This window comes from Caballeronia sp. INML1 (assembly GCF_023631085.1).
Lineage (GTDB): Bacteria > Pseudomonadota > Gammaproteobacteria > Burkholderiales > Burkholderiaceae > Caballeronia > Caballeronia turbans.
Genome location: NZ_JALQDT010000059.1, coordinates 129,096 through 146,766, shown reverse-complemented (window position 1 = coordinate 146,766; position 17,671 = coordinate 129,096). Strand labels below are relative to the sequence as shown.

16 protein-coding genes are annotated in these 17,671 nt (G+C 62.8%); 8 read left to right on the top strand and 8 right to left on the bottom strand.

Annotated elements, in window-relative coordinates; all coding sequences use genetic code 11:
* Positions 1–21: 21 nt before the first annotated feature.
* The 7 genes from NCR38_RS23595 (at position 22) to NCR38_RS23565 (ending at position 7,714) form a co-directional block, all read left to right on the top strand.
* On the top strand, positions 22–393 hold the full coding sequence (locus NCR38_RS23595; protein WP_061117277.1) for a GFA family protein: 372 nt from the start codon (positions 22–24) through the stop codon (positions 391–393).
* 144 nt (positions 394–537) lie between these two features.
* Positions 538–1,995: an alkaline phosphatase family protein gene (locus NCR38_RS23590; protein WP_061117145.1), complete on the top strand. Its 1,458-nt coding sequence runs from the start codon at positions 538–540 to the stop codon at positions 1,993–1,995.
* A 364-nt stretch (positions 1,996–2,359) separates the two neighbouring features.
* Complete coding sequence (locus NCR38_RS23585; protein WP_061117144.1) at positions 2,360–3,445, top strand: linear amide C-N hydrolase; 1,086 nt, start codon at positions 2,360–2,362, stop codon at positions 3,443–3,445.
* Between the two features lie 107 nt (positions 3,446–3,552).
* The gene (locus NCR38_RS23580; protein ID WP_061117143.1) at positions 3,553–4,239 is read left to right on the top strand and encodes a DUF3348 domain-containing protein; all 687 of its coding nucleotides are present in this window, start codon (positions 3,553–3,555) and stop codon (positions 4,237–4,239) included.
* A gap of 10 nt (positions 4,240–4,249) precedes the next feature.
* Positions 4,250–6,496, top strand: coding sequence for a DUF802 domain-containing protein (locus NCR38_RS23575; protein ID WP_061117142.1), 2,247 nt, complete (start codon positions 4,250–4,252; stop codon positions 6,494–6,496).
* Complete coding sequence (locus tag NCR38_RS23570; protein WP_061117141.1) at positions 6,493–7,140, top strand: OmpA family protein; 648 nt, start codon at positions 6,493–6,495, stop codon at positions 7,138–7,140. The genes NCR38_RS23575 and NCR38_RS23570 overlap by 4 nt, the downstream gene beginning before the upstream one ends.
* Positions 7,133–7,714, top strand: coding sequence for a DUF2894 domain-containing protein (locus NCR38_RS23565; RefSeq protein WP_061117140.1), 582 nt, complete (start codon positions 7,133–7,135; stop codon positions 7,712–7,714). Before NCR38_RS23570 ends, NCR38_RS23565 begins: the two co-directional genes overlap by 8 nt.
* Before the next feature lie 42 nt (positions 7,715–7,756).
* Here NCR38_RS23565 and NCR38_RS23560 read toward each other — a convergent pair whose 3' ends face one another.
* The 8 genes from NCR38_RS23560 to NCR38_RS23525 form a co-directional block, all read right to left on the bottom strand.
* The gene (locus NCR38_RS23560) at positions 7,757–8,740 is read right to left on the bottom strand and encodes a transketolase family protein (RefSeq protein WP_061117139.1); all 984 of its coding nucleotides are present in this window, start codon (positions 8,738–8,740) and stop codon (positions 7,757–7,759) included.
* Positions 8,737–9,579 (bottom strand): transketolase, encoded by an 843-nt coding sequence (locus NCR38_RS23555; protein ID WP_061117138.1) that lies wholly within the window; start codon positions 9,577–9,579, stop codon positions 8,737–8,739. Before NCR38_RS23555 ends, NCR38_RS23560 begins: the two co-directional genes overlap by 4 nt.
* Before the next feature lie 27 nt (positions 9,580–9,606).
* The gene (locus tag NCR38_RS23550) at positions 9,607–10,935 is read right to left on the bottom strand and encodes an MFS transporter (protein WP_061117137.1); all 1,329 of its coding nucleotides are present in this window, start codon (positions 10,933–10,935) and stop codon (positions 9,607–9,609) included.
* A gap of 57 nt (positions 10,936–10,992) precedes the next feature.
* Positions 10,993–11,742 carry an SDR family NAD(P)-dependent oxidoreductase gene (locus NCR38_RS23545; protein ID WP_061117136.1) on the bottom strand — a complete coding sequence of 250 codons (750 nt, stop codon included), beginning with the start codon at positions 11,740–11,742 and terminating at the stop codon, positions 10,993–10,995.
* Positions 11,743–11,835: 93 nt separating this feature from the next.
* Positions 11,836–12,729: a LysR substrate-binding domain-containing protein gene (locus NCR38_RS23540; RefSeq protein ID WP_061117135.1), complete on the bottom strand. Its 894-nt coding sequence runs from the start codon at positions 12,727–12,729 to the stop codon at positions 11,836–11,838.
* Between the two features lie 6 nt (positions 12,730–12,735).
* Positions 12,736–13,323 (bottom strand): peroxidase-related enzyme, encoded by a 588-nt coding sequence (locus NCR38_RS23535; RefSeq protein ID WP_061117134.1) that lies wholly within the window; start codon positions 13,321–13,323, stop codon positions 12,736–12,738.
* Positions 13,324–13,371: 48 nt separating this feature from the next.
* On the bottom strand, positions 13,372–15,981 hold the full coding sequence (locus NCR38_RS23530; protein ID WP_250477688.1) for a PAS domain-containing protein: 2,610 nt from the start codon (positions 15,979–15,981) through the stop codon (positions 13,372–13,374).
* Between the two features lie 201 nt (positions 15,982–16,182).
* Positions 16,183–16,368: a hypothetical protein gene (locus tag NCR38_RS23525; RefSeq protein ID WP_061117276.1), complete on the bottom strand. Its 186-nt coding sequence runs from the start codon at positions 16,366–16,368 to the stop codon at positions 16,183–16,185.
* Between the two features lie 203 nt (positions 16,369–16,571).
* Here NCR38_RS23525 and NCR38_RS23520 point away from each other — a divergent pair, with 203 nt between their 5' ends.
* Positions 16,572–17,669, top strand: coding sequence for an aldose epimerase family protein (locus NCR38_RS23520; protein ID WP_250477687.1), 1,098 nt, complete (start codon positions 16,572–16,574; stop codon positions 17,667–17,669).
* The last annotated feature ends 2 nt before the right edge of the window (positions 17,670–17,671 follow it).

Genomic DNA, 17,671 nt, shown 5'->3' with positions numbered 1-17,671 from the left:
CGCGAAGGAGGCAGACCCGTGATCAACCCGACGATCCTGAAAGGCGCGTGCCATTGCGGTGCGGTGGTCTTCGAAGTCGAGACGCCGGCCGAGCCGGCCGTGCGCTGCAATTGCAGCCTGTGCCGGCGGCGCGGCGCGGTAATGTCGCCGCCGTTCCCCAGGGACAAACTGCGCATCCTTTCAGGCGAAAGCGAACTCACGCTCTATCAGTTCAATACGCAAGTCGCAAAACATTTCTTCTGCAAGCACTGTGGAATTTACACGTTCCATCAGACGCGCTCGAATCCCGACAACTGGCGCGTGAACCTCGGCTGCATCGATGGCGTCGATGCCTATTCGATCGAGGCGCCCGTCGCGGACGGCGCGAGCCACTCGGTCGTCGGAAAACCATAGCGGCGCGGCCGTGTGAGTGAAGTCGCCGGGAACGCCGCATGCTATATCGCGGCACCCACAAGCCGTTCGCGTGCGATGCGTCGAAGCGCAACCGAGTTTGCAGACGAACGGCGTTCGATAACGACACTCACATGGTGCGCCGTCATGGTCAAGAAAACCTCGAACGAACCCGACGCAGTACGCCGCCGCCTGCTTGCCGCACTCGCCAGCACCGCCATGCTGTCCGCCTGCGGTGGCGGCAGCGACGACGACTCCGGCACTGTCACGCCGAAGAGTCCCATCGGCGACATTCCGCCCGATCGCGCAAATCTGCCGCGCCCCGCGTTGCCCGCGCCGGCGACATCGGGCATCGATCACATCGTGCTCGTCACGATGGAGAACCGCTCCTTCGACCACCTGCTCGGCTGGGTGCCGGGCGTCGAGGGCGTGCAGGCGGGCAGGCAGTTCACCGATGCATTCGGCGAGGCGCATCCGACGTTTTCGCTGTCGGCCAACGCGGCCTATGGTTTTCAGGGCTGCCAGTTCGCGGACCCGGATCACGAATACGACGCAGGGCGCACGCATCTCGCGAACGGCGCGATGAACGGCTTCCTGCTCACGCCCGACACGAACAAGACGCGCGGCGATCTGCTGCCGATCGGTTACTTCACGGGCAGCGATCTCGACTTCTATCGCCAGGCGGTGACGCAATACACCGTCTGCGACTACTACATGAGCGGCATTCTCGCCGACACGTTTCCGAACCGGGTCTATCTGCATAGCGGCGAGACCGATCGCCTGAGCGACACGCTCGACACCTCGTCGCTATCGACGATCTGGGATCGCCTCGACGCGAAGAACGTCTCGTCGAAGTACTACTTCCACGACGTGCCGTTCACGGCGCTTTACGGAACGCGCTATGTCGATCGCTCGAAGCTCTTTGCCGACTTCCTGACCGATGCGGCCAGCGGCAATCTGCCGTCGTTCTGCATGGTCGATCCGAGCTTCGGCGGCGAGGCGAACGGCACCTCGAACGACGATCATCCGCATGCAGATGTGCGCAATGGCCAGGCGCTGCTCTCGCAAATCTATGAAGCGCTGCGCACGAGCCCGAACTGGAGCACGACGCTCATGATCGTCGTTTATGACGAGTGGGGCGGCTTCTTCGAGCATGTCGCGCCGCCGGTCAGGCCGGTGTCGTCGGCGGAGCAGGCACTCGGCAACGATGGACGCCTCGGTTTTCGCGTGCCGTGCATGCTGCTCGGGCCGCGCGTGCGCGCAAACAACGTGGCGCGCTATCCCTTCGATCCGAGCTCGATTCATCAACTGCTCGCGTGGCGCTTCGGGCTCGATCCGCTGGGCCCGCGAGCGAGCGATCCGGCCACGTTCAACATGGCTTATGCACTCGATCTGAGCGACGCGCCGCGCACGGATGCGCCCGCCCTGACGGTGGCGCAAGGGCCGTACGGCCTGCAATGCTCGACCACGCCGGTGACCGGAACGGGCCTCGGCACCGTCGACAAATCGCAGGCAGCGGAAGGCGCATCGCAGACGCCGACGCCGGGCGGCCGCTTCGCCGACTTACGCGCCAAGGCGATCGCGTCGGGATTTCCTTCACGATGACGCGGCCCCGGGGCCTCTCGCGCGCGGCGCTGTTCACGCGCTAAAGAGGCCGTTCGAACCCGAGCGTCATACGCACTGAAACTCGATAGACGCCGCTTGTCTTCAGCGCACGCGACTTCGCGTGCGCTTCGCCCGCTTCGATCCCATCAATATACGAACGCATACCTGAACTCGATGTTTATTTGAGCCGTGTCGTGGATCTACGCGAAACACCGCCTCATGCAATCGACATTGCGATTCAGGGCGCATGCAATTTCAAAAAGCGCAGCAATGCGATGCTTTGACGAAAGGGCGCGGGTCCAGTAACTTGTCGCTCACGCGGGCTTATAGCGCTAACCTGCACAACCGGATGAGGAACACGGCCATGACCCGTCTGACTCGAAAGATCGCGTGCCTCGCCGCGCTTGCATTGCTCTCCACGTCACTCGCGCTTGCCTGCACGCGCGCACTGTATGTCGGCGACAAGGGCCTCGTGATAACAGGCCGGTCGATGGACTGGTCCGAGGACATGCGCTCGAACCTCTGGGTGATGCCCGCAGGCATCGAGCGCGATGGCAATGCGGGGCCGCGCTCGATCAAATGGAAATCGAAGTACGGCAGCGTGGTGGTGTCGGGCTATGAGATCGGCACGGTCGACGGCATGAACGAGCGCGGACTCGTCGCCAATGCGCTTTATCTCGCGGAAACCGATTACGGCAAGCCCGATCCGAAGCGCGATCCGATGTCGATTAGCCTGTGGGCGCAATACGCGCTCGATAACTTCGCGACCGTCGGGCAGGCGGTGTATGTGCTGTCGCGCGAGCCGTTCCAGATCATCGCGCCGCCGCTGCCCAACGGCAAGCCGCTGACGATTCATCTCTCCTTGTCGGATGCGCGCGGCGATTCTGCCATCTTCGAATACATCAACGGCAAGCTGATCATCCATCAGGGCAAGAAGTACAAGGTGATGACCAACTCGCCGATCTACGATGAACAACTTGCGATCGATACGTATTGGAAGAGCGTGGGCGGCGTGGGCTTCCTGCCCGGCACGAACCGCGCCGCGGACCGCTTCGTGCGCGCATCCTTCCTGCTCGATGCGATCCCGAAGCAGGCCGATCCGAACTACATGGCGGGCGTGCCGCAGCAGTCGTATGCGTTTCAGGCAGTCGCGAGCGTGATGAGCGTGATGCGTTCGGTGAGCGTGCCACTCGGCATCAGCACGCCGGAGCGGCCCAATCTATCGTCGACGATATGGCGTACCGTGTCGGATCAGCAGAACCTGATCTATTACTTCGATTCCGCGACGCGGCCCGATACGTTCTGGGTCTCGCTGAAAAAACTCAACCTGAATCCCGGCGCGCCGGTGATGAAGCTGACCATCGATGCGGGGCAGGTTTTTTCTGGCGAGACAGCGGGAAGTTTCGTCGCCACACAGCCGTTCGCGTTCATGCCTGCGAAGGCGCCCTGAGGCCACGTTCGCAGCCGCGTTGCACCGTTTCGACAAGAAACGAGGCATCGATTTCGCCTGCGCAGGTAAAATAGTGTCCTTTTGCCCCCGGTGATACTGTGCAAGGCATGAAGCGCACGGCATTCAGCGGCCCGGCGCTCGTTCGGCTGCTGGCACATTTTGCCGATCTCGAAGTTCACGAACCCGCTCAATCGCTCGCGGACCGTCTGAGTCAATGGCTCGGCTGGACCGACGCGATCGCGCTGTCCACCGCGCTTGCGACCGATCCGCCCGCCATGTCCGGCGCGCGATCCGCCCCTCGCGACGTGGAAGAAGAGTGCGCGCGCGTGCGGACCTCTCTCGCCGGCGCGTTCGCGCGCGACGAAGCGGCTGCGCGCCGCAGGCATCGTGCGCCCGTGCAGCCTTCGCCGGACGAGCCGCTCATCGATTATGCGGAGTTTCGCCAGCGTTACGTGTCGCTGCAACAGGCGATGGAATCCGACATCGGCGCGCTGCGTACGCGTTTGAGATCGATGCTCGCGGCCAGATCGCCGGACATGGCGCGCCTCGCGGTCGTCGATGCCGTCATGGAACAGGCGCTGAGCGCGCGCGAGCGCGGTCTGCTCGCCAACGTGCCCGCATTGCTCGGCAAGCATTTCGAGCGCCTGAAGAGCGCTCACGCGTCACTGGAGACATCCGCGGCCCACACCTGGCTCGACGTGTTTCGCAAGGATCTGCAAAGCGTGTTGCTCGCCGAACTCGATGTTCGTTTCCAACCGATCGAAGGCTTGCTCGCGGCTCTTCGCCCCCGCTAACTGGCTCGCTATGCCCCGAAATCTTTTGAATATCGCTGTCTTCTCGATTGGCCTCGCCGCGGTTTTGGGCATCGGCATTGCGTATATCGCGTCGAACGCGATTGCGTTCGCCGTGACGGTCGTGATCGCCGGATGCTATCTCGCGGGCGCGGCGGAATTACGCCGCTATCAACAGATCACCGTCTCGCTCGAACAGCGCATCACGCAACTTGCGAGCGCGCCGCGCAGCCTCGCCGTGTGGCTCGACAGCCTGCATCCGAGCTTGCGCCATGCCGTGCGCCTGCGCATCGAAGGCGAGCGCGCGGCGTTGCCCGGTCCGGTGCTCGCGCCGTATCTCGTCGGCCTGCTCGTGTTGCTCGGCATGCTGGGCACGCTGCTCGGCATGGTCGCGACGCTGCGCGGCACCGGCACGGCGTTGCAAAGCGCATCGGATCTGACGGCCATCCGCGCGTCCCTTTCCGCGCCGGTCACGGGTCTCGGCTTCGCATTCGGCACGTCGATCGCGGGCGTCGCGACCTCCGCGATGCTCGGCCTGCTGTCGGCGCTGTGCCGCCGTGAACGCCTGCATGTCACGCAGCAGCTCGACGTGAAAATCGCAACGACGCTGCGCGCCTTCACGCAAGCGCATCAACGCGAGGAGACGTTCAAGCTGCTGCAGCTTCAGACCGAATTGATGCCGAAGCTCGTCGATCGTCTTCAGTCGATGACGATGGCAATCGAGCAGCAGAGCCTCGCGGCGAGCGAACGCCAGATCGCCAGTCAGGATGCGTTCCATGCGAAGGCGGAGACGTCGTATCGGCGTTTGGCTACATCGGTAGAGTTGTCGCTGAAGCAGAGCGTCGCCGATAGCGCGCGTGCCGCGAGCGCCGCGTTGCAGCCCGTCATGCAGGCGACGATGGACGGCATCGCGCGCGAAGTCACTTCGCTGCACGGGAGCGTCGAGCAAGCGGTCGCGCGTCAATTGGAAGGCTTGGCTAGCGGCTTCGAGGCATCGTCGGTGAAGGTCGCGGAGATCTGGAACGCATCGCTTTCGAAGCACGCGCAATCGAGCGCGGCGCTCGTCGATGAGATGGGCGGATCGCTCGATCGCTTCGCGCTTGCGTTCGATCAGCGTGCGGCGAATCTCGTCGAAGGCGTGTCTGCGCACATGGATCGCGTGTCGGGCGGACTCGAATCGTCGGTTGCGAAGCATGCACAATCGAGCGATGCGCTCGTCGCACGCATGGATGCATCGCTCGCGCAATTCGCACAGACCTTCGAAGCGCGTTCATCCGGTTTGATCGATGCTGTTGCAGCGCGCCTGGAAAACGCGACGGGCAGCATGTCGCAAACATGGCGCGATGCGCTCGCGCAACATGCGCGCGCCAGCGAGCAAACCGCCGCGCAGAACGAGAACGCATTGACGACTGCAGCGGCCAGCTTCGAGCGGCACGCGGCATCGCTCGTGCAATCGGTCGATCGATCGCATGCGGACTTGCGCGCGGAACTCGCGCAGCACGGCGAAGCGCGTCTCGCGGCATGGAGCGGTGCGCTCGACACGATGGCGGCCTCGTTGCGGGAGCAATGGCAGGACACGAGCGCGGTGGCGGCGAATCGTCAGAAAGAGATTTGCGACGCGCTCGCGCAAACCGCGCACGACATGTCCGCGCAATCGCAGGCACACGCGAGCGCGACCATCGCGGAGATCGAGCGGCTCGTTCAGGCGGCATCGGAAGCACCGAAGGCCGCAGCGGAAGTCGTCGCCGAAATGCGCCAGAAGCTTTCCGATTCGATGGTCCGCGACACCGCGATGCTCGACGAGCGCAGCCGTCTGCTCGCCACGGTCGAAACACTGCTCGATGCCGTGAATCACGCATCGAACGAGCAGCGCGCCGCGATCGACGCACTGGTCGATACATCGGCGACGCTGCTCGAGCGCGTCGGCGCACAGTTCACCGGCACGGTCGAAGCCGAAGCCGGCAAGCTCGGCGCGATGGCCGCGCAAGTGGCGACGAGCGCGGTCGAAATGGCGAGCCTCTCGGACGCGTTCGGTGCGGCCGTGCAGTCCTTCGGCGAATCGAACGACAAGCTCGTCGCGCATCTCGAACGTATCGAAAGCGCACTCGACAAATCGCTGGCACGCAGCGACGAACAGCTCGCGTATTACGTCGCGCAGGCGAAGGAAGTCATCGATCTGAGCATGATGTCGCAGAAGCAGATCGTCGAGGACTTGCAGCACATCGCGGGACAGCGCGCGGCCGGAGCGCGGGCGGCATGAACGAGGAAATCGACGGCGGCGCGGAACACGCCGCGCCGATCTGGCCGGCGTTCGCCGATTTGATGTCCGTGCTGCTGGGTGCGTTCGTGCTGATACTCGTCGGCGTGATTGGCGTGCAATTGCAGCTCGAGAACAAGCTCGACGAGGAGGTGAAGCATCGCCAGGAAGAAACGCAGCGCCGCCAGACGCTGGAACAGGCGCTCGCGGGGCCGCTCGCATCGGGACGCGTGACGCTCGTGAACGGGCGCATCGGCATCAGCGGCAGCGTGCTCTTCGCGCTCAATTCCGATCAGTTGCAGCCGCAGGGCCGCGATGTGTTGAAGAGCCTGGCCGCGCCGCTCGGCGCCTATCTGCATGCGCATGAGGAGATCCTCATGGTCAGCGGTTTCGCCGACGATCAACAAGTGCACGAAGGCAACCGGCGCTTCGCGGATAACTGGGAGCTTTCCGCGAAACGCGCGTTGACCGTGACACGCGCTTTGATCGATGCGGGCGTGCCTTCTTCGTCGGTGTTCGCTGCGGCGTTCGGGTCGGAGCAGCCCGTGAGTTCGAACGCCGATGAAGTCGGGCGCGCGAAAAATCGTCGCGTCGAGATTTCAGCCGTGCCGCGGCCCGCGGATGGCGCGGTGAAGGCTCATGAATAACGCAGCGTCGGCACGTGCGATGCTCGACGCATGGCGCGCGAACGGCGACGATCGCGCGAATCCCGTGCGCTTTCATCTCATCGATGCGCTCGCCAAACGCGCGGCGGCTTACGACGGCGAGACGCGCCGCAAGCTCGATGCGCGCCTCGCGCAGTTGCTCGATGCTTATCGCACCGATATCGAGCGTGCCGCATTGCACCGCACCGCAACTCACGATGCCGACGAACGCGGACCGCTTGCTGCGCTGGTCGATGACATCGCGAAGCCGTCTTCGAAGCACGCGACATCGCACGCCGAGTTGCTCGAATACTTTCGCGCGGTGTGGTCGAAAGTCAGCGCGGAAAAGCAGTTGCGCGATTCGCTCGCGCACGTTCCGAGGAATGCGGGACCGCTCAATTCGAGCAGCCTCGTACATCGTTCGTTGTCGCTCATGCGCGAAGTATCGCCGGGTTATTTCCAGCAATTCCTCGCCTATGCCGACGCGCTTTCGTGGATGGAAGAAATGAACGGGCCCGGCGTGATCGTCGCGAAAGAGGCGGCGGGCGCGAAGAAGGGCGGACGAAAGAAGAAGTGAACAAGCGCCGCGCGTTTCATCGAACTGCGCGGCGCTCGTCCATCAGGCGAGCCAGCCCTTGATGGTGGCCGACATCACATTGGTCGAAATGCCATAGCGGTCGTGCAGCGTAGGCAGCGCGCCCGCATCGAGGAACGCATCGGGCAGCGCGATCTGACGATACGTTGGCGTTACGCCTGCGGTCAGCAGCGCCGTCGCCACTGCTTCGCCCAATCCGCCGATCGTCGTGTGATTTTCTGCTACCACCACGAGACGTCCCGAACGCTTCGCTTCGCGGATGATCGTTTCCGTATCGAGTGGCTTGATCGTCGGCACGTGGAGCACGGCGACATCGACGTTGTCGGCTTGCAATGCCTTGGCGGTTTCGAGCGCACGCATCGTCAGAATGCCGGACGAGATGATGAGCACATCGCGGCCATCGCGAAGCAGCTTCGCCTTGCCCAATTCGAACTGGTAATCGTATTCGTCGAGCACGGCGGGCACGTTGCCGCGAAGAAGGCGCGCATACACCGGCCCTTTGTGCGCGGCGATGGCGGGCACCATCTGCTCGATATCGAGCGCATCGCACGGGTCGATCACGGTCATGTTCGGCATTGCGCGCATCAAGGCGAGATCTTCGGCGGCCTGATGGCTCGGACCGTAGCCTGTCGTGAGACCGGGCAGCGCGGCGACGATCTTCACGTCGAGATTGTCTTCGGCGATCGTCTGGTGGATGAAGTCATACGCACGGCGCGTCGCGAACACGGCATAGGTCGTGACGAACGGCTGCGCGCCTTCATGCGCGAAGCCCGCCGCTGCACCCATCAACAATTGCTCGGCCATGCCCATCTGGTAATAGCGCTCGGGAAACTCCTTCGCGAAAATATGCAAGTCCGTGTACTTGCCGAGGTCGGCCGTCATGCCGATGACGTTCGTCTTCGTGCCCGCCAGTTCGACCAGCGCATTACCGAAAGGCGCGGACCGGGTGACCTGTCCTTCGCTTGCAATCGACGCGATCATCGCGGAAGTTTTCAGACGGGTGCTCATGCTTGTCTCCCTGCTTCGAGTGCCTGAAGCGCCAGTTGCCATTCATCGGCATCGACGCGGATAAAGTGATTTTTCTCGCGTTGTTCGAGGAACGGCACGCCGCAGCCCATCTTCGTATCGCATACGATGATGCGCGGCTTCGCGTCCTTCAGATTGCGTGCGTTGTCGAAGGCCTGCTTCACGGCGTCGATATCGTTGCCGTCGATGCGCTGCACGTACCAGCCAAACGCTTCGAGCTTTTCGACGAGCGGCTCGAACGCCATGATCTGCGTCGAGGGGCCATCGGCTTGCTGATTGTTCACGTCGACCATCGCGATGAGGTTGTCGAGCTTCCAGTGCGCAGCGGACATGAGGCCTTCCCAGATCGCGCCTTCATCGAGTTCTCCATCGGAGAAAAGCGTGTAGACGAAGGACTTCGAGCCTTTGCTCTTGAGGCCAAGGCATCGGCCCACGGCGATCGTGAGTCCTTGCCCGAGCGATCCGCCCGACATCTCCATGCCGGGCGTGTAGCTCGCCATGCCGGACATCGGCAGACGGCTGTCGTCGCTGCCATAGGTTTCGAGTTCTTCCTGGGGCAGGATGCCCGCTTCGAAAAGCGCGGCGTACAGCGCGATTGCATAGTGACCGTTCGAGAGCAGGAAGCGGTCGCGCTCTTCCCAGTCGGGATCTTCAGGGCGGTAGTTCATCGCGCCGAAGTAGGCGACGGCCAGCACATCGGCGATGTCGAGCGCCTGGCCGATATAACCCTGGCCCTGCACTTCGCCCATCAGCAGGGCGTTACGACGGATACGGTAGGCGCGCTCGGCGAGCGTCACCTCCTCGATGACGGGGGTATTCATGTGTTGTCTCCTTGATTGAAGCTGAAATCAGCGATTGACGGTTTTGGCGGGCACGAAGAACACGAGCACCGCGCCCAGCACGATCGCCACAGAAATGAAGATCAGGCCCGCCGTCGATTTGCCGGTGAAGTCGTTGAGCCAGCCGACGATCGCTGGCGAGAAGAAGCCCGCGAGATTGGCGAAGCAGTTGACCGCGGCGATGCCCGCCGCTGCCGACATGCCACCGAGCACCGCGGTAGGCAGCGACCAGAATTGCGACGACGAAGCGAGAATGCCGGCCGCCGCAATACTCACGCAGACGATCGAGGCGCCTACGCTGCCGAGCATCGGCAAGGTGGCGAAGCCGGCTGCGGACACGAGCATCGGAATCGCGAGATGCAGGCGGCGTTCGCGGCGCTTGTCGGCGCTCGCACCGATCAGCGGCAGCGCGATGATCGCGCAGAGATACGGAATCGCGGTGAGAATGCCGACCCACAGCGGGTCCGCTACACCGGTGCGACGCACGATCGTCGGCAGCCAGAAGGTAAGTCCGTACTGACCGAGCACGACGCAGAAGTAGATCGCGGCCATGAGCCACAGACGACGATCGCGGATGAATGCGCCGATCGATACATGCTTCACCGTTTGGGCGTTGTCCTTTTCGACATTGCGCTTGAGCAAGGCCTTTTCCTTGTCGGTAAGCCACTTCGCGCCGGCGATGCCGTTGTCGAGATAGAACAGGATCGCGACACCGAGGAAAAGCGAGGGCAGCGCTTCGAGCATGAAGAGCCACTTCCATCCGGCGAGCCCGTGCATGCCCTGGAACGCGTGCATGATGTAGCCGGAGAGCGGACCGCCGACGATACCCGCGAGCGGAATTGCCATGAAGAAAAGCGAGAGCGCCTTGGCGCGCCGCGCTGCGGGAAACCAGTACGTGAGATAGAGAATCACGCCGGGCGCGAAGCCCGCTTCGGCGACACCGAGCAGAAAGCGCAGGATATAGAACGTAGTCGGTGACTTGACGAAGACGAAGCTCGCGGAGATCACGGCCCACGTCAGCATGATGCGCGCGAGCCAGTTGCGCGCGCCCACTTTATGCAGGATGACGTTGCTGGGCACTTCGAACAGGAAGTAGCCGAGGAAGAAGATGCCCGCGCCGATGCCGTAGATGGTTTCGGAGAAGCGCAGATCGTTGAGCATCTGCAGCTTGGCGAAGCCGACGTTCACACGGTCGAGATACGCGCCGAGATAACACAGCATCAGGAAGGGGATGAGGCGGCGTCCGACCTTGGCGTAGGTCTTCGCCTCGAAGCTGCCTGCATCTTCGGACGATGCGAATTCAGCCGTTGCCGCCGATGCGGCGAGTTTGGATTTCATAGATGTCTCCAGCCATGTTATGACGCCCCGGTTATCCGGGTGCGCTATTGCGTGCGATCAATGAATCAGCATGCCGCCATTCACATCGAGCGTCACGCCAGTGAGATACGACGACAGGCCGCTCGCAAGAAACAGGCATGCATTGGCGATATCCGCCGCATCGCCGAGACGCGCGAGCGGAATGCCCTTGATGATGTCCGCGCGCATGTCCGGCGTGAGCTTGTCGCCAGTGATATCGGTTTGAATCAGGCCGGGCGTGATCGAATTCACGCGGATGCCATCGCCGCCGAATTCGCGCGCCATCGCCTTGGCGAGACCGAGCACGCCTGCCTTCGCCGCGCTGTAATGCGGTCCGCCGAAAATGCCGCCGCCACGTTGCGCCGACACCGACGACATGCACACGATGCTGCCGCTCTTCTGCTTCTTCATCTGCGGAATGACGGCCTGTGACATGTAGAGCGTGCCGCGCAGATTCACGTCGATAACCGCGTTGAAGTTATCCGCGCTGATCTCCAGCGTCTTGATCGGCTGCGTGATGCCGGCGTTGTTGATGAGCACGTCGATGCGCCCGTATTTGTCGATCGCCGCTCGGGCGGCCGCGACGCACGCGGCCTTGTCGGTGACATCGCAGGCGAGGCCGAGATGACCTTCGCCCAGATCGTTCGCGGCGCTTTGCGCGTCCGCTTCCTTCAGGTCCAGCACTACGATGCGCGCGCCCTGCGCGGCGAGCGCCTTTGCCGTTGCCTTGCCGATGCCGCGAGCCGAAGCCGCGCCTGTGACGATCACTACCTGGTTGTCGAGCAACATCGTTGTCTCCGTTGGTTGTCTGGTGTAGGCGCAGTTTCTTCGCCTTTGACCTGACGATCAACGCAGTTTGGTTCAACTGTTGCTGAGAAATTTTCAGGTGTCGCCGCGACGCCCGATTTGCTGATCCATCCACAGCAGAAACTTGGCCACGCGCGGCAATCCGGCGTTCTGACTCGGGTAAACCAGATGATGCGCGTCGACTTCAACCGCGTATTCCTTGCCGAACACGGGCACGAGCGAGCCGCGTTCGAGATGACCGGACGCGAGCATCGTGCTTTCCAGCGCGATGCCATGACCGAGCGCGGCCGCTTCGAGCGACATGTACGAGCGGTCGAAGGAGAAATCGAACGCTTTGCGCTTCACCGCCACGCCGAACTTGCCGAACCATTGCTGCCACTGGACGAGCGGCGATTCGGAAAAGATCAGGCGACGGTTGAGCAGATCCTCGGGTGAAGAAACAGGAAAGCGTTCGAGATACGTGCGCGAAGCGAGCGGGGCGATGGTCTCATGACGCAGGGTCTTCACTTCGACATCGGTCCAGTGTGCGTAGCCGTGACGCACGTCGATATCGTAGTAACCCGAGGTGAACGACACATTCTCATATGAGCACGCGAGATTCATCTGAATATCGCCGTTCGCTTCCTGAAATGCGGCGAGACGCGGCAGCAACCACATCAGACCGAAGCTCGGGCTCGAATGAATCCGCAATATCTCGACCGACGTTTCGCTCGACGCGCGCTCGGTTGCGCGGTTCAGCTCGGCGAGCGCGCCGGTGACGTCCGAGAGATATTGCGAGCCGGTCGGCGTGAGCACGAGGCCGCGGCCCAGGCGCGTGAACAACGGGCGCCCGACGATGCTTTCCAGATTCGCCAACTGATGGCTGACGGCGGAGGGCGTGAGGCCGAGCTCGTCGGCGGCGCGGTTCACGCTCTTCGTTCGCGCGACGCTTTCGAACGCGATGATGGATTTCAGCGGAGGCAGGCGCATGGGTGCTTATTTCGGCTCTTTCGGCACACGCCCCATCAAGAAGAACTCATCGTTGGGGCGCATCGAAATCACGTTCGCCATGCGATTCGACAAACCGAAGAACGCCGTGATAGCCGCGATATCCCATGCGTCTTCATCGCTGAAACCATGCGCTTGCAGGGCGGCGAAATCGGTGTCGTCCACGGAGCCCGACGCGCGACATACCTTTAACGCGAAATCGAGCATGGCCTTCTGACGCGGCGTGATGTCCGCCTTGCGATGATTCACCGCGACCTGATCCGCGACGAGCGGGTTCTTTTCATAGATCCGCAGAATCGCGCCGTGTGCGACGACGCAATAGAGGCAATCGTTCACCGCGCTCGTCGCGACGACGATCATCTCGCGCTCGCCTTTGGTGAGGCCACCGTCCTTCAGCATCAGCGCATCGTGATAGGCGAAGAACGCGCGGAACTCGTCGGGACGATGGGCGAGCGTGAGGAACACGTTCGGCACGAAGCCCGCCTTTTCCTGCACGTCGAGAATGCGGGCGCGGATATCGTCCGGCCAGTCTTGCGGATCGGGAACGGGATAGCGGCTGATGGGCTTTGGCGTCATGACGTCCTCGAAGACCTGGATGGAACGCTCATTGTAGAGCGCGGCTCTTCAACGCGCGACCGTCAGCGACGACAGGAGTTTCAGCAGGCTGTCCACATTCACTGGCTTCACGAAGTGATAATCGAAGCCTGCAGATTGCGCGCGCAACCGGTCTTCCGCCTGTCCATAGCCCGTGATCGCGATCAGCATGGGCGTCGTGTCGCCTTTGCGACGCAGGCGCCGCGCGAGTTCATAGCCGTCGATATCGGGCAGGCCGATATCGAGCAGCGCCACATCGGGCTGAAAGTGCGGCGCGGCCTCCAGCGCTTCCGTCGGCGAGTACGCGACACGCGCGACATGTCCTTCCGATTCACACAGCATCGCGAGCGAATCGGCGGCATCGCGGTTATCGTCGACGACGAGAATGCGCAGCGCCGCGCGCGTCTCGCGCATGCTCGTCTCGGAGAGCGCGAGCGCCGAATGCCTTTCGTGATGATGCAATCGCGGCAGCCGCACGGTGACGGTCGTGCCCAGTCCCGGTCCGGGGCTTTGCACGGTGATCGTGCCTTTATGCATCTCGACGAGCTTCTTCACGAGCGACAGCCCGATGCCGAGGCCGCCGTTCGAGCGGTCGAGCGTGCGCTCGCCTTGCGAGAAGAGCTCGAATACTTTCGGCAGGAGATCGGCCGAAATGCCGGTGCCCGTATCGGCGATGACGATCGACACCCATGCCTCGTCCGCCTGCACGCTCACGGTGATGCGGCCTTGCTCGGGCGTGTACTTGCTCGCATTGTTGAGCACGTTGACGAGGATCTGCGAGAGGCGTGTGGGATCGCCGCATACCCATGTGGTGGCATCGGATACATCGACTTGAATGGTTTGCGAGCGCGACTCGACCATGCCCGCGATCGCCTCGACCGCGTGATACACGGCCGTGCCGACCAGAATCGGTTCGGTTTGCAGCGCGATGCGTCCCTGCGTGATACGCGAGACTTCCAGCAGGTCGTCGACGATGCGGGTCATGTGCTCCACTTGCCTGCGCATCAGGTCGGTCAGCTCACGCAGATGCGTGTCGCCATCCTGATCCTTCTGCATCAGCGCGAGGGCCGTGCGCAGCGGCGCAAGCGGATTGCGCAGCTCATGCGCAAGCATCGCGAGGAACTCGTCCTTGCGGCGTCCCGCTTCACGCAGCATCAGCTCCATGTGCTTGCGTTCGGTGATGTCGATCACGCTGCCGATGATGCGCAGCGGCTTGCCGTCCTTGCTGCGCTGGAGCAGGGCGCTGCCTTGCATCCATTGTTCGCCGTGCAGGTTGCGCACGCGAAACTCGAAATGACCCTCGGGGTTTTCGCCTGCCGCAATGCTGCGCACATAGCGGTCGAGCGTCGCACTGTCGTCGGGATGCACGCGGGCGAGTGCTGCGTCGTAGCTGAGCGTTTCGGTGATCTGGCGCTCGCCGCCGGTTTCGAGAAAGAGCGTCCACGTCTCGAGTTCGAGCGATGCGATATGAATCTTCGCGGCCTGCATCGCCACCGTCAGGCGCAGGCTGCGCGCTTCGATCGCGGCCTGCGCTTCATAGCGCGGCGTGACGTCGGTTGTCGTGCCGAACCATTCCTGCAAGTTGCCCTTGTCGTCGTAAAGCGGCGCCGCGTGCGCCTCCACCATGCGATAGAGTCCGTCACGCCGGTACATGCGGAAGGTGAGCGTGCGCGCGGCGCCTTCGCGCAGTGCGTCGAGCCATGCCTGATGCGTGCGCTCGCGATCATCCGGATGGATGTAGTCGAGCCAGCCCCCGCCGGACAGCACGTCCGGCGACTTGCCCGTGAACTGCTCCCATTCGCCGCCCGAAGCACGAATCCCGCCTTTCGCATCGGCGGACCAGACGAGCGCACCCGTCGTTTCGACAAGCGCGCGATAGCGCCTTTCCGACAGACTGAGGCGTTCCTCGTCGGCGCGCTGCGCGCTGATGTCGAAGCTCACGCCATACACGCGAGCGAGCACGCCATGACGGTCGAACTCGGGATGCCCGCGCATGCGCAGCCAGCGTTGTTGTCCCTGATCGCCTTCGAGCATGAAGTCGAACTCGAACGGGCCGCCGTCACGCAATGCTTCCGTGAGCTTGCGCTGAAACGGCTCGCGGTGTTCGGGCGCGACGCGGTCCCATACTTCCGAAAGGAGCACCGCGTCGGTGCCGGGTGGAAAGGAGTAGAGCGCGGCGAGCTGCGCGGTCATGCGCACGACACGCGTCTTCATGTCCCATTCCCATGCGCCCATGCGTGCGCCGGCGAATGCGGCCTGCAGTCGCCGCTCGCTCTCCTCGTACATCGCCCAGGCGTGACGGCATTCGTGGATGTCGATCGCGACGCCGACCGTATCGCTGATTTGTCCTTCCTCGTCGCGCCGCGCCTGAAGATGCAACGTGTGCCAGCGAAACGCGCCATCGTTGCGCAGAAGGCGCACGTCGACATTGCGGAGAAGCGTGCCGTCGCGCATTTGCCGCAATGCGTCGAGCACCGGCGGGATGTCGTCGGGGTGGACAAAAGCATTCCAATGCCGCCCGACCAGTTCCGGAAAGGGGATGCCGAGATAGCGGCACGCCCACGGATTGGCGTATTGAATCACTCCGTCTCGCGTCGCGCGCCATACGAACGATGGCAAAAAGTGAGCAGGATCGTACATGGGCGTCGTGCTTCCTTATTCCGGCGAGGCGCGTCGCCGGGCGCGGCTTCGAACGCTGCAACAGTTTCGGAATACCATACAACAAAAGCGCTCGACAACGCCGCGAAGTGCCATTGCAGATTTCATACGAGCGAGCGTCGTATGTAATTCGTACGTGCGGACCGCCGATTCATCTAACGAATAACCCGCGGCCCGCGAAGACTACCCCGCTTCCCCGACGTCCTTCGGATTCGGCAGCTTGGTGTTATTGCCTTCGTCGGTACGCTTCGGCGGCTCCGGTTCGTTTTTCATTGAATCCTTTTGTTCGTCGGACAGACGGCGATCCGCCACGTTCGGATCGTCGGGTGTCTGCTTCGGTGGCGTCGGACGATCGGCTGGTTCGTTCATGAAAGGCTCCTTGTCGTCATCGTCGAACTGAATGCGACAAGCGAACGCATCGTGCGTGCCCGGCCTCATCAGGCATAGGCGATGCTGCGTTCGGCTCCATGCGTGATTTCACAGCCATATCGAGCAGCCTTCTGTTCACGCCGCTTATGCCGGATACCAACCGAACGCTCATCCGTTTTGCCGCCCTTGCATGCGCGACGTTCATGCCGTTGCATGGCTTTGCGGCGTCGATCACTTCCACACCGTATGGCGCGACGCAGCAAGGGCAAGCGGTCGTTCAATACACGCTCTCGAATGCGCGGGGCGTGTCTATGAACTGCGTCACCTATGGCGGCATCGTGACGCGAATCGATGTCCCCGACCGGCGCGGGCGTCGCGCGGATATCGTGCTCGGCTTCGGCTCCCTCGGCGACTACGAGAAGTACAACGGCAAGATTCACTTCGGCAGTCTGATCGGGCGCTATGCGAACCGCATCGCCGATGGCCGGTTCGAGCTCGACGGACGCAGCTACAAGCTGCCCGTCAACGAGCCGCCGAATACGTTGCACGGCGGCCCGCACGGCTTCGACGAAAAAGTCTGGACCGTGGTCAGGACGTTTCAGGGCGCGCAGCGCGCGGGCGTGCAACTTCGTTATGTGAGTCCCGATGGCGAGAACGGTTTTCCCGGCACGCTCACGGTCGATGTGACCTACACGCTTACGGACGACAACGAAGTGCGCATCGACTATCGCGCTAAGACGGACAAGTCGACAGTCCTGAACCTCACGAACCATAGCTACTTCAACCTGGCGGGCGAGGGTAGCGGCAGTGTCGAAGGGCAACTCATCATGATCGCGGCATCGAGCTATACGCCGACGCGTGCCGATTCGATTCCGACCGGCGAGATCATGAGCGTCGAGAATACGCCGCTCGATTTGCGCGCGCTGACACCGATAGGCGCGCGGCTGCGTTCGTCGAATCAGCAGATGCGTTATGCGCACGGCTACGATCACAACTGGAAGCTCAACAAGAACGGACAGCGCAATGGCGAGCCGAGCTTCGCGGCGCGCGCCTACGATCCGTCGAGCGGTCGCGTGCTGGATGTCTACACGACGCAGCCGGGCCTGCAGTTCTACACGGGCAATGGGCTCGATGGCAGCGCCATCGGCACGTCGGGTACGGCGTACCGGCAAACGGATGGCTTCGCGCTCGAAGCCGGGCATTTCCCGGATTCGCCGAATCGTCCGGCGTTCCCCTCGACCGCACTCAAGCCGGGTGACGAGTATCACGAAATCACGGTCTGGAAATTCGGCGTGCGTTAGGG